The organism is Micromonospora sp. MH33 (genome assembly GCF_003013775.1).
In the GTDB taxonomy this organism is placed as follows: Bacteria; Actinomycetota; Actinomycetes; order Mycobacteriales; family Micromonosporaceae; genus Micromonospora; species Micromonospora fulviviridis.
Genome location: NZ_MUYZ01000040.1, coordinates 22,402 through 35,210 on the forward strand (window position 1 = coordinate 22,402; position 12,809 = coordinate 35,210).

Annotated in this window: 11 protein-coding genes and 1 pseudogene; 11 read left to right on the forward strand and 1 reads right to left on the reverse strand. The window is 72.0% G+C overall.

Annotated elements, in window-relative coordinates; all coding sequences use genetic code 11:
• Window positions 1–12 precede the first annotated feature (12 nt).
• Window positions 13–984, reverse strand: a complete 972-nt coding sequence (locus B0E53_RS09545; RefSeq protein WP_210406009.1) for a COX15/CtaA family protein — start codon at window positions 982–984, stop codon at window positions 13–15.
• Between the two features lie 200 nt (window positions 985–1,184).
• On the opposite strand from B0E53_RS09545, the gene B0E53_RS09550 reads away from it, so the two are divergent.
• From B0E53_RS09550 to B0E53_RS09600, 11 genes and pseudogenes are all read left to right on the forward strand, one after another.
• Window positions 1,185–1,835, forward strand: a complete 651-nt coding sequence (locus B0E53_RS09550) for a transcriptional regulator (RefSeq protein ID WP_246835317.1) — start codon at window positions 1,185–1,187, stop codon at window positions 1,833–1,835.
• Window positions 1,832–3,262: a Fe-S cluster assembly protein SufB gene (gene sufB, locus B0E53_RS09555; protein WP_107075697.1), complete on the forward strand. Its 1,431-nt coding sequence runs from the start codon at window positions 1,832–1,834 to the stop codon at window positions 3,260–3,262. The genes B0E53_RS09550 and sufB overlap by 4 nt, the downstream gene beginning before the upstream one ends.
• 93 nt (window positions 3,263–3,355) lie before the next feature.
• The gene (gene sufD, locus B0E53_RS09560; RefSeq protein WP_107075698.1) at window positions 3,356–4,498 is read left to right on the forward strand and encodes a Fe-S cluster assembly protein SufD; all 1,143 of its coding nucleotides are present in this window, start codon (window positions 3,356–3,358) and stop codon (window positions 4,496–4,498) included.
• The gene (locus tag B0E53_RS09565) at window positions 4,498–4,824 is read left to right on the forward strand and encodes a non-heme iron oxygenase ferredoxin subunit (RefSeq protein ID WP_088961257.1); all 327 of its coding nucleotides are present in this window, start codon (window positions 4,498–4,500) and stop codon (window positions 4,822–4,824) included. Before sufD ends, B0E53_RS09565 begins: the two co-directional genes overlap by 1 nt.
• Window positions 4,824–5,597, forward strand: coding sequence for a Fe-S cluster assembly ATPase SufC (gene sufC / locus B0E53_RS09570; protein ID WP_107075699.1), 774 nt, complete (start codon window positions 4,824–4,826; stop codon window positions 5,595–5,597). The genes B0E53_RS09565 and sufC overlap by 1 nt, the downstream gene beginning before the upstream one ends.
• Before the next feature lie 5 nt (window positions 5,598–5,602).
• Window positions 5,603–6,907: a cysteine desulfurase gene (locus B0E53_RS09575; protein ID WP_107075700.1), complete on the forward strand. Its 1,305-nt coding sequence runs from the start codon at window positions 5,603–5,605 to the stop codon at window positions 6,905–6,907.
• Complete coding sequence (gene sufU / locus B0E53_RS09580; RefSeq protein ID WP_107075701.1) at window positions 6,907–7,380, forward strand: Fe-S cluster assembly sulfur transfer protein SufU; 474 nt, start codon at window positions 6,907–6,909, stop codon at window positions 7,378–7,380. The genes B0E53_RS09575 and sufU overlap by 1 nt, the downstream gene beginning before the upstream one ends.
• Entirely contained in the window at window positions 7,377–7,742 is a 366-nt protein-coding gene (locus tag B0E53_RS09585) for a metal-sulfur cluster assembly factor (protein ID WP_246835316.1), read from the forward strand. Before sufU ends, B0E53_RS09585 begins: the two co-directional genes overlap by 4 nt.
• Window positions 7,743–7,989: 247 nt before the next feature.
• Window positions 7,990–8,613, forward strand: coding sequence for a LysE family transporter (locus B0E53_RS09590; protein WP_107075702.1), 624 nt, complete (start codon window positions 7,990–7,992; stop codon window positions 8,611–8,613).
• 167 nt (window positions 8,614–8,780) lie between these two features.
• Window positions 8,781–12,470 carry a M12 family metallo-peptidase gene (locus B0E53_RS09595; RefSeq protein WP_107075703.1) on the forward strand — a complete coding sequence of 1,230 codons (3,690 nt, stop codon included), beginning with the start codon at window positions 8,781–8,783 and terminating at the stop codon, window positions 12,468–12,470.
• A 98-nt stretch (window positions 12,471–12,568) separates the two neighbouring features.
• Window positions 12,569–12,809, forward strand: a pseudogene (locus B0E53_RS09600) (hypothetical protein); the annotation flags it as partial.

Sequence of the window (12,809 nt, forward strand, 5' to 3'; positions counted from 1 at the left end):
CCGGGACGCGCCTCAGGCCGCGGCGGTGACCGGCTGGTCGGCCGGGGTGGTCGCGGTGGCGGGGGCCGGCGGGGCGGCCGGACGCCGCTCCCGGGTGGCCCAGAGCATGCCCAGGGTCGCCAGCAGCACCAGGCAGGAGCCGAGCATGTGCGCGGCGACCAGCACGGCGGGCAGGTGGGTGAAGTACTGCACGAAGCCGATCAGGCCCTGGCCCAACTCGACCGCGACCAGCACCCCGGCGGCCCGGGCGGCCCGGGCGGCGCCCACCGCGCGGAACGCGAAGAGCAGCGCCACCGAGAGGCCGATGAGCAGGAACACCCCGTCGGCGTGCACCTGGGAGATCGCCTCCGGGTCCAGGCCGTTGCGGGCCGCGCCCTGGTCGCCCGCGTGCGGCCCGCTGCCGGTCACCCAGGTGCCGACCACCAGCACGGCCGCGCTGACCACGGTGGTGAGCACGGCGAGGGTACGCAGCGGCGCCGGCACGGTCGGGCGGGCCGGCCCGTCCGGCTCGACCGTGCGCCGCCAGAGCGCGTACGCGGCGGCGATCACCACCATCGAGGCGAGGAAGTGCAGCCCGACCACCCACGGGTTCAGGTGGGTGAGCACGGTGATGCCGCCGATCACCGCCTGGGCGGGGATGCCGAACAGCACGCCGATCGCCATCGGCAGCAGGCCGCGCGGGCGGGTCCGCTGGGCCAGCACGGCGAGCACCACGGCCAGCGCGATGACCCCCACCGCGAAGGTGAGCAGCCGGTTGCCGAACTCGATCACCCCGTGCACACCCATCTCGGCCGTGGCGTGGTACGACTCGTCGGTGCACCGGGGCCAGGTGGGGCAGCCGAGACCGGACGCCGTGAGCCGGACCGCCCCGCCGGTGACCACGATCGCCACGTTCGCGATGATCGAGGTGTACGCGAGGCGACGCAGCAGCGTGGGGGAGACCGGGAACCGGACGGAAGCCTTCACGGAGCGAATCCTACGCACCGTAGTGGATCCCGATCGGGTGACTCCGCCGCACCGGTGGTCGGGATCACCGGACCCCGGGTTTGCGGGCGTTCGGCGAATTACGTAACGTTGGCGTTGTGAAAAACGCGGCGGCGCTCTCCGGGCACCACCAGGCGACCGCTCCGGTCGTCAATACGGCCGCGTCCACCGACCTCTCCACCCGCGACCGGGTCACCCAGCTGCTGCTGGAGCAGGGCGCGACCACCGCGGCCCAGCTCGGCTCGGCGCTCGGGCTCAGCCCGGCCGCGATCCGCCGGCACCTCGACGCGATGCTCGCCGACGGCGACGTGGAGGCCCGCGAGCAAATCGTCCGGGGCAGCCGGGGCCGGGGCCGACCGGCCAAGGTCTTCGTGCTCACCGAGGCGGCCCGGGTGCGCTGCGGCACCCACCACTACGACAACATCGCCACGGCCGCGCTGCGCTGGATCGCCCGCACCGGCGGCTCGCCGGCGGTCGAGGCGTTCGCCGCCGAGCAGGTGACCGCGTTGGAGGAGCGCTGCCGCGCCGCCATGGAGGACGCCGGCGACGACCCGCTCGCCCGGGCGGAGGCGCTCGCCGGGGCGCTGACCGCCGAGGGTTACGCTGCCAACGCGTCCACGATCGCCTCCGGCGGCCAGCTGTGCCAGCACCACTGCCCGGTGGCGCACGTGGCCGCCGAGTTCCCCCAGCTGTGCGAGGCCGAGACCGCGGTGATCTCCCGTCTGGTCGGCACCCACGTGCAGCGCCTGGCCACCATCGCGCACGGCGACGGGGTGTGCACCACGCACATCCCCACCCAGCCGCGTGCCCAGTCCGGTAACACCGTCACCACTGTGAGGACAGATAGATGACCGAGCAGATCGTCCAGCCCCTGACCCAGGAGGAGCAGCTCGCCGCCCTCGGTCGCTACGAGTACGGCTGGGCCGACCCCGACGTCGCCGGGGCGGCCGCCCAGCGCGGCCTCAACGAGGCGGTGGTGCGGGACATCTCGGCCAAGAAGAACGAGCCGGCCTGGATGCTCGACCTGCGCCTGAAGGGCCTGCGGCTGTTCGGCCGCAAGCCGATGCCGGCCTGGGGCGCGGACCTCACCGGAATCGACTTCGACAACATCAAGTACTTCGTGCGGTCCACCGAGAAGCAGGCCACCAGTTGGGAGGACCTGCCCGAGGACATCAAGAACACCTACGACCGGCTGGGCATCCCCGAGGCGGAGAAGCAGCGGCTGGTCGCCGGTGTCGCGGCGCAGTACGAGTCCGAGGTCGTCTACCACAAGATCCGTGAGGACCTCGAGGAGCAGGGTGTCATCTTCCTGGACACCGACACCGCGCTGCGCGAGCACGAGGACATCTTCAAGGAGTACTTCGGCACGGTGATCCCGGTCGGCGACAACAAGTTCGCCGCGCTGAACACCTCCGTCTGGTCCGGTGGCTCGTTCATCTACGTGCCGAAGGGCGTGCACGTGGAGATCCCGCTGCAGGCCTACTTCCGGATCAACACGGAGAACATGGGCCAGTTCGAGCGGACGCTGATCATCGTCGACGAGGGCGCGTACGTGCACTACGTCGAGGGCTGCACCGCGCCGCTCTACTCCTCGGACTCGCTGCACAGCGCGGTCGTGGAGATCATCGTCAAGAAGAACGCCCGGTGCCGCTACACGACCATCCAGAACTGGTCGAACAACGTCTACAACCTGGTCACCAAGCGCGCCGTCTGCCACGAGGGCGCGACCATGGAGTGGGTCGACGGCAACATCGGCTCCAAGGTGACCATGAAGTACCCGGCGGTCTACATGACCGGCGAGCACGCCAAGGGCGAGGTGCTCTCGGTGGCCATGGCCGGCGAGGGCCAGCACCAGGACGCGGGCGCCAAGATGGTGCACGCCGCGCCGCACACCTCCTCGACCATCGTGTCGAAGTCGATCGCCCGGGGCGGCGGCCGCACCTCCTACCGGGGCCTGGTGCAGGTGCTGGAGGGCTCGCACAGCAGCCGGAGCACGGTCAAGTGCGACGCGCTGCTGGTCGACACCATCTCCCGCTCCGACACCTACCCCTACGTCGACATCCGCGAGGACGACGTGTCGATGGGGCACGAGGCGACCGTCTCCAAGATCAGCGACGACCAGCTCTTCTACCTGATGAGCCGGGGGCTGAGCGAGGACGAGGCGATGGCGATGATCGTGCGCGGCTTCATCGAGCCGATCGCCAAGGAGCTTCCGATGGAGTACGCCCTGGAGCTCAACCGGCTGATCGAGCTCCAGATGGAAGGCGCCGTCGGCTGATTCCCGCGGCCCGACCCGTCGGGCCGGGCCGCGCGGACCCCGACCCACCCTCCGTTTAATGACACCGTCGTCGCAGAACAGACCAAGGAAGAGATGACTACCCAGGCTTCCGCGCCGCCCACGACCAAGTCGCAGGCGCTCCGCTCGTACGACGTCGCCGACTTCCCGGCCCTCACCGGCCTGGAGGAGGAGTGGCGCTTCACCCCGCTCAAGCGCCTGCGCGCCCTGGCCGGGGAGGCGCAGGCCGCGACCGGCGCGGTCCGCCACGAGTACGGCGACCTGCCCGAGAGCGTCACCGTCGGCCGGATCGGCAAGGACGACCCGCGGGTGGGCAGCGTGCTCACCCCGTTCGACCGGGTCAGCGCGCTGGCGTACGGCGGGGTCGACGAGGCGCTGCTGGTGCAGGTCGCCCGGGACGCCGTGGTCGAGACCCCGGTGAGCCTGCGGGTGGTCGGCGGGGGCGCGGACGCGCTCGCCCTCGGCCACACCTTCGTCGAGGTGGGCCGGTTCGCCGAGGTGACCCTGGTGCTGGAGCACGTCGGGTCCGCCACCCTGGCCGACAACGTCGAGGTGGCGGTGGCCGACGGCGCGAAGCTGACCCTGGTCACCGTCGCCGACTGGGCCGACGACGCGGTGCAGGCCCAGCACCTCAAGGTGAAGCTGGGCCGCGACGCCAAGGTGGTGCACGTCCAGGTGAGCCTCGGCGGCGACCTGGTCCGGCAGTACACCTCGGTGGAGTACACGCAGCGCGGCGGCGAGGCCGAGCTGTACGGCGTCTACTTCGCCGACTCCGGCCAGCACCTGGAGCACCGCCAGCTGGTCGACCACACCGTGCCGGACTGCCGCAGCTACGTCGGCTACCGGGGCGCCCTGCAGGGCGAGAGCGCGCACACCGTCTGGGTGGGTGACGTGCTGATCCGGGCCGAGGCGACCGGCACCGACACGTACGAGATCAACCGGAACCTGCTGCTCACCGACGGCGCCCGGGCGGACTCGGTGCCGAACCTGGAGATCGAGACCGGCGAGATCGCCGGCGCCGGGCACGCGAGCGCGACCGGCCGCTTCGACGACGAGCAGCTCTTCTACCTGATGGCCCGGGGCATCCCGGAGGGCGAGGCGCGCCGCCTGGTGGTCCGCGGCTTCTTCGCCGAGCTGATCAACAAGATCCCCGTCGAGGAGCTGCGCGAGCGGCTCGGCGACGCGATCGAGGCCCGCCTCACCAAGGCCGGCGCCTGATGATCAAGATCTGCTCGACCGAGGACGTGCCGAAGGGCACCGCGATCAGCGCCGACGTCGACGGCACCCAGATCGCCATCGTGCACGGCGAGGACGACAACTTCTACGCCGTGTACGACGAGTGCTCGCACGCCGCGGTGGCCCTCTCCGAGGGCGAGGTCGACGGCTGCACGCTGGAATGCTGGCTGCACGGATCCCGTTTCGACCTACGGACCGGCGAGCCCACCGGGCTGCCCGCGACCGAACCCGTTCCCGTCTACCCCGTCGAAGTCCGCGACGGCGACATCTACGTCAGCCTGACGCCGAGCAATGGAGTGACCCGATAATGAGCACCCTGGAGATCCGCGACCTGAAGGTGTCGGTCAAGCTGCCCGAGGGTGAGCTCAAGCCGATCCTGGCCGGTGTCGACCTGACCGTGAAGTCGGGCGAGACCCACGCGATCATGGGCCCGAACGGCTCCGGCAAGTCGACCCTGGCGTACTCGATCGCCGGTCACCCCAAGTACGAGATCACCGGCGGCTCGGTGACCCTCGACGGCGAGGACGTGCTGGCCATGTCCGTCGACGAGCGGGCCCGCGCCGGCCTCTTCCTGGCCATGCAGTACCCGGTCGAGGTCCCCGGCGTCTCGGTCGCCAACTTCCTCCGTACCGCCAAGACCGCCATCGACGGCGAGGCGCCGAAGCTGCGCACCTGGGCCGGCGAGCTGCGCGGCGCCATGGAGAAGCTCCAGATGGACCCGGCGTTCGCCCAGCGCAACGTCAACGAGGGCTTCTCCGGCGGTGAGAAGAAGCGGCACGAGATCATGCAGCTGGAGCTGCTCAAGCCGAGGATCGCCATCCTCGACGAGACCGACTCCGGCCTCGACGTGGACGCGCTGCGCGTGGTCAGCGAGGGCGTCAACCGGGTGCGCGACACCGGCGACACCGGCCTGCTGCTGATCACCCACTACACGCGGATCCTGCGCTACATCAAGCCCGACTTCGTGCACGTCTTCGTGGCCGGCCGGATCGTCGAGCAGGGCGGCCCGGAGCTGGCCGACAAGCTCGAGGAAGAGGGCTACGAGCGGTACGTCGCCGGGGCCGGTTCGGCGCGGGCCTGAGCACGATGACCTCCATCGCGATCCCGTCGGGCATGCCGCAGTACGACGACGTGCCCCGCTTCGACGTGGCGCGGGTGCGGGCCGACTTCCCGATCCTGGACCGGGAGGTCAACGGACACCCGCTGGTCTACCTCGACAGCGCCAACACCTCGCACAAGCCGCGGCAGGTGCTCGACGTGCTCGCCGAGCACTACGCGATGCACAACGCCAACGTCTCGCGCTCGGTGCACACGCTGGGCACCGAGGCGACCGAGGCGTACGAGGGGGCCCGGGCGAAGATCGCCGCCTTCATCAACGCGCCCAGCGTGGACGAGGTGGTCTTCACCAAGAACTCCACCGAGGCGATCAACCTGGTGGCGTACGCGTTCTCCAACGCCTCGCTGCGTCCGGACGCCGACCCGCGCTTCCGGATCGGGCCGGGCGACGAGATCGTCATCTCCGAGATGGAGCACCACTCGAACATCGTCCCGTGGCAGCTCCTCGCGGAGCGGACCGGCGCGACCCTGCGCTGGTTCCCGGTCACCGACCACGGCCGGCTCGACGAGTCCGGGCTGGACGACCTGGTCACCGAGCGGACGAAGATCGTCTCGCTGGTGCACATGTCCAACATCCTCGGCACGGTCAACGCCACCGCGCGGATCACCCAGCGGGTCCGCGAGGTGGGCGCCCTGCTGCTGCTCGACTGCTCGCAGTCGGTGCCGCACCTGCCGATGGACGTGGTCGACTACGACGCGGACTTCATCGTCTTCACCGGGCACAAGATGTGCGGCCCGACCGGCATCGGCGTGCTCTGGGGCCGGGGCGAACTGCTCGCCGCCATGCCCCCGGTGTTCGGCGGCGGCTCGATGATCGAGACCGTGTCGATGGCGCGCTCCACGTTCGCCGCCCCGCCGGCCCGGTTCGAGGCGGGCACCCCGCCGATCGCCGAGGCGGTCGCGCTCGGCGCGGCGGTCGACTACCTCACCGGGATCGGGATGCGCGCGATCCAGTGGCACGAGAAGGAGCTGACGGCGTACGCGCTGGACGCCCTCGCCACCGTGCCGGGCCTGCGGATCTTCGGCCCGAACGTGCCGGTCGGCCGGGGTGGCACGATCTCCTTCGCGCTCGGCGACGTGCACCCGCACGACGTCGGGCAGGTGCTCGACTCGCTCGGCGTGCAGGTCCGCGTAGGTCACCACTGCGCCAAACCGGTGTGCACCCGGTTCGGCGTGCCGGCCATGACCCGGGCCTCGTTCTACCTGTACACCACCACGGAGGAGATCGACGCGTTGGTGGCCGGTCTCGAGCAGGTGCGGAAGGTGTTCGACTGATGCAGCTCGACCAGCTCTACCAGGAGATCATCCTGGACCACTACAAGCACCCGCACGGCCGTGGCCTGCGGGACGCGACGGACCCGGCGGCCCGGGTCGGCGAGGCGCACCACGTCAACCCGACCTGCGGCGACGAGATCACCGTGCGGGTGGCCACCGACGGCAAGGTGTTCACCGACATCTCGTACGACGGGATGGGCTGCTCGATCAGCCAGGCGTCGGCCAGCGTGCTGCACGAGCTGCTGCGCGGCCGGGCCGCCGACGACGTCGCCGCGGTGCACGAGGCGTTCGTCGAGTTGATGTCCGGGCGTGGCCAGGTCACGCCGGACGAGGACGTGCTCGGAGACGGGGTGGCGTTCGCGGGTGTCGCGCGCTACCCGGCCCGGGTGAAGTGCGCGCTGCTGTCGTGGATGGCGTTCAAGGACGCCGCGGCACGCGCCGGGGTGGGCGTGAGCCCGGAGGTGAAGGCATGAGCAGCGAAGAGACCGCCACCACGTCGGCGGCCGGCGGCAAGGCCGCGATCGATGACATCGAGGAGGCGATGAAGGACGTCGTCGACCCGGAGCTGGGCATCAACGTGGTCGACCTCGGTCTGGTGTACGGCATCCACGTCGACGACCAGAACGTCGCCACCCTGGACATGACGCTGACCTCGGCGGCCTGCCCCCTCACCGACGTGATCGAGGACCAGGCCCGGCAGGCGCTGACGACCGGCCCGGGCGGCGGCCTGGTCGACGACATCCGGATCAACTGGGTCTGGCTGCCGCCGTGGGGCCCCGACAAGATCACCGACGAGGGCCGGGACCAGCTCCGCTCCCTCGGCTTCAACGTCTGACCGATCGCGGTTCCGTCGAGCGCGACACCCCTCGGGTGCCGCGCTCGACCCCGTCTCGGCCCCTTGATCGACTCCACGTCGCGGGGTGGCCCGCCCGGTGCGGAAATCGGGTGGCGGGGTGGGCGAGCGGAGGGCACGATGGGCGCGTGATCGAGGCGTACCCGAAGCAGGTTCCTGTCCGTGCGGCCACCGCCGCGCGCCGACAGCGCACCCTGCCGCCGGCCGCCTCGACCCGCCGCCCACCGTCGTGACCGGGGCGTTCCTCGCCGGTCTCGTGGCCGGCTACGGCGTCGCCGTGCCGGTCGGCGCGATCGCGATCCTCATCCTCGGGCTCAGCGCCCGTACCTCGTTCCGGGTCGGCGCGGCCGCCGCGCTCGGGGTGGCCACCGCCGACGGCCTCTATGCGGCGGTGGCGGTACTGGGCGGCGCCGCGGTCGCGGCCGTGATCGCGCCGGTCGCCGAACCGCTGCGGCTGGTGGCCGCGGCGGTGCTGTTCGCCCTTGCCGCGCACGGCGCGTGGCGGGCGCTGCGGTCCCGCCTTGCGGCCAGGGCCGCCGCCGTCAACCGTGGCCTCGACACCGCCGGGCGGGCGTTCGGCGGCATCCTGGCCCTGACCCTGCTCAACCCGGCCACCGTCATCTACTTCGCGGCGCTCGTCCTCGGTCGCAACGACGCGACCGGCCGGAACCCGGTGGGCGCGGGGCTCTTCGTGCTCGGCGCCTTCCTGGCCTCGGCCAGCTGGCAGCTGCTGATCGCCGGCGGCGGCACCCTGGTCGGCCGGGTCCTCACCGGACCGAGAGGCCGCCTGGTGACCGCGCTGGCGTCCAGCGCGATCATCGCCGCGCTCGCCGTCGCCACACTGCTGGGCTGACCGGCGGCGACCCCCGTCCTGTCAGGAGTGTCGGCTGTCCGGCTGATGTGAAGAAATCCCTGGTCCGCCTAGGGTTTGTGGCCATCTGTGGATCATCCGCGCACGCCCCGTCAATCCGGGACGGGCGCGGCTCCACCGACTCTCACCGAGCAGGGGGACGACGACTGATGATCACTCTGTTACGACGACCGCGCCGGTCGGCAGACCGTCGGGCGCGACGCGGGCGGCTCGCAGGACTCCTGGTCGCCGCGCTGGCCGCGGCGGTGCTGCCGGCGCTGGCGGCTCCGGCCCCGGCCGGCGCGGCCCCGCCCGCCGGGGGCCCGTGGCACAAGGTGGACGGCAAGCCGGCACCGACCAAGGCCGGCCGCAAGGCGGCCGTGCACGCCGAGCGGCTGACCACGTACACCCTGGACCGGCAGAGCATGAAGGGTCTGCTCGACAAGGCGCCGCCGGAGCGGAAGCGGTCCCTCCGTGCGTCGTCCCAGGTCGTGACGCTGCCCGCGCCGAACGGGACGTTCCAGCGCTTCGAGCTGGTGGACTCGCCCGTGATGGAGGCCGGCCTGGCCGCGGCGCACCCCGAGATCACCACGTACGCCGGTCGGGGCCTGGACGACCCGACCGCGACCGTACGCGCGGACCTGACGCCGCTCGGCTTCCACGCCTCGGTCCGCTCGGCGGCCGGGAACTGGTACGTCGACCCCTACTACCAGCTGGACCAGAGCCTCTACGCGAGCTACTTCGTCCGGGACCTGGAGAACCCGCACGGCGACCTCGTCGAGCGGGAGGACGTCATGGCGGCGGCCCAGGCCCTCGAAGGCGAGGTGGGCGTGGCGCCCACCGAGGTCCCCACCGGACCGAAGGTGCTGCTGCGCACCTACCGGGTGGCGCTGGTGACCGATCCCTCCTACGCCACCTTCTTCGGCGCGGAGAACGTCACCGCGGCCAAGGTCACCCTGATGAACCGGGTCACCCAGATCTACGAGGACGAGACCGCGATCCGGCTCGTGCTGATCAACGACACCGAGAAGACCAACCTCAACACCCCGGCGCTCGCAACCGAGCCCAACGGCCCGTGCGGTGCGGCGGCCTGCTTTACCCCGGCCCAGCTCAGCTCCTGCGGCAGCGGCACGCTCAGCCGCAACCGCATCGTGCTCGGCCAGCTCGTCGGCGCCGGCAACTACGACGTGGGTCACATCGGGCTCGGCGTCAACGGCGGTGGTGTGGCGAGCCTCGGCGTCATCGGCGGCAACGGCAAGGCCCAGGGCTGCACCGGCCTGCCCACACCGGTCGGTGACTTCTACGCGGTGGACTACGTGGCGCACGAGATGGGCCACCAGTTTGCCGGCAACCACACCTTCAACGGCAACCAGTGGAACTGCTCGGGTGGCAACCGGAGCGCGGCCAACTCGTACGAGCCGGGCAGCGGATCCTCCATCATGGCCTACGCCGGGATCTGCCAGCAGGACAACCTCCAGCCGCACAGCGACCCGTACTGGTCGCACCGCAGCTACACCGAGATCACCAATTACGTCACCTCCATCCGCCCGGCCATCAACGAGGTGCAGACGGTCTCGCTGCGCGACTTCGACACGGACGGCGACTCGTTCACGGTGTCCTGGAACGGCGTCGAGTCCGCGCCGATCATGCGGGGCGCCAACTACAGCACGGCCGGCATCAAGGCGGCCGTCGAGGCGACCGCCGGCTGGCCGGCCGGTGCGACGGTCACCGTGGCCGCCTTCGGCGGCACCGGCGTGCTCAACGACACCGGCTTCCAGGTCACCTTCGGTGGCACCCTGGCCGCCACCAACGTCGCCCCGCTCGCCCTGGCGGGCCTCTCCGGCGCGTCCGGGTTCGTGGGCGAGACCGCCAAGGGCGGCGCCATCGACAACGGCGGCTTCGTGGTCGAGGAGACCGCCAACCACGCGCCGGTGGTCACCGTGCCGGCGACCGTCAGGATTCCGGTACGCACCCCGTTCGCCCTGTCCGGCAGCGCCACCGACTCGGACGGCGACACCGTCACCTATATGTGGGAGCAGAACGACCGGGGTGGCGCCGCCGGCACCGCGCTGGTGAACAACACCAAGGTCAACGGTCCGCTGTTCCGGGTGTTCGGCACGGCCGCCGTCGTCTCGCCGAGCGACACCCTGAAGTACCACTCGCCCGGCCTGAACGCGGTGTCCGCCGACCCGACCCGGGTGTTCCCGGACCTGACGCAGATCCTGGCGGGCAACACCAACGCCAAGACCGGCGCCTGCCCGCCCGCGCCGGCGCCGCCGGTCAGCGGTGGTGCCACGAACGTGCCGGCGGACGTCGTCGACTGCTACTCCGAGTTCCTGCCCACCCGCGACTGGGTCGGGTTCACCAACGACCGCACGATGCACTTCAAGCTCACCGCCCGGGACGGGCGGCCGGGTGGTGGCGGCGTCGGCAGCGCCGACGTCGCGGTGGTGCTGGCACCGGACGCCGGGCCGTTCCTCGTCACCTCGCAGGGCTCCGCCGCCGTCCTGGACGGTGGCTCCACGCAGGCGGTCACCTGGGACGTGGCCGGGACCGACGTGGCGCCGGTGAACGCCGCCCAGGTGAAGATCACGCTGTCCGCCGACGGCGGGAGGACCTTCCCGTACGTGCTGGCCGAGAGCACCCCGAACACCGGTAGCGCGACGGTGGCCCTGCCGAATGTGGCGACGAAGCAGGCGCGGATCCGGATCGAGGCGGTCGGGAACGTCTTCTTCGACCTGAACGACGCCGACCTCACCATCCGGGCCGTGCCCGTGGTGTCGAACGACGCCCCGGCGGGTGGGGCCGCCGTCCAGTACAGCGACGGGCTTGCGCCGACGGTCACGGTCACCGCGACCGACGCGGACACGGTCGGGGCGGAGCTGACCCCGGCCGCCGCCGGCCTGCCCGAGGGCCTGTCCCTGGCCGTGTCGGCCACCTCCGGTGCCGGCACGCCGGGTACGCGGAGCTGGACGGTCACCGGGACCACCGGCGCGGCGCCGGGCGACTACCCGGTCACCGTCACCGTCACCGACGGCACCGGGCTGGCCGCGACCACCTCGTTCACGATCCGGGTCGCCGCCGAGGACGCGGCGGCGAGCTGGGCCGGTGACACCCTGGTGACCACCGGCGGCGCCGGGAAGGCCCTGCTGCGGGCCGTCATCCGGGACAGCGCCGTGCTGCCCGGTGCGACGGACACCACCGCGGGGGACATCCGCACCGCCACGGTCACCTTCGCCGAGGGCGGCGTGCCGCTCTGCACCGGCGTGCTGGAGCTGCTCGGCACGGCCAGCAGCAGCGCGTCCGCGTCGTGTGAGGCGACCCTGCCGGCGGGCAGCCACACCGTCACCGCGACGGTCGGCGGCCACTACACGGGCGGCACCAGCGCCCAGGTGACCGTGGCGGCCTCCGACGGGTCGTTCCTCACCGGGGAGGGCGCGCTGGCCGCGGGCCGGTCCGCCGGCCGGTACCCGGCGACCACCGGATCGTCGGTGACCGTCGACCTGGTCGCAAAGGCGGCCCAGCCCGGTAAGAGCCCGACCGGTTCCGCCACCGTCGGCTTCCGGTCCGGTGGCCGGAACTACGAGATCCGGAGCACCGCCGTCGAGGGCGTCGGCCTGACCGGCAGTGGCGGGGTGGCGCAGGTGCGCTACCGGGCCAGCCTGGTCGACAGCACCGGCACCGTGGTGGCCGGTGGGCTGACCCTGGCCGTGACGGTGACCGACAAGGGCGCCCCCGGCCGGAACGACAGCGCCGGGATCACCCTGTGGCAGGGCGGTGCCCTGCTGTTCTCGTCCGACTGGACGGGGGCCGGCACCGCCGAGGTGAGGCTGACCAGCGGAAACCTCACCGTCCACTGACGGAGGGAGGACGCGGGAGGGCACCGGTCCGGTGTCCTCCCGCGTTCCGTCTCTCCCCGTGGTGTCCGGCCCCTTCCCGGTGCCGTACCGTCGTTCGCATGAGCAGCCGACCCGCGGCCGGGGGCGGCCGGTGGGTCGAGGTCGACCCGGCCCGCGTCGCCCGCTGGGTCGAGGGCTTCGCCGACCGGCACGGCCCGCCCACCAGCACGATCGAGGGGTACGGGCTGCTGCTCACCGCCCCGGACTGCGCCACCGCCGAGCTGCACACCCCGCCCGGCGCCCCGGCGACCGCCGACGTGCCCGGGTTCGTGGCCGCGGCCGGCGCGCCCCGCCGGCTCG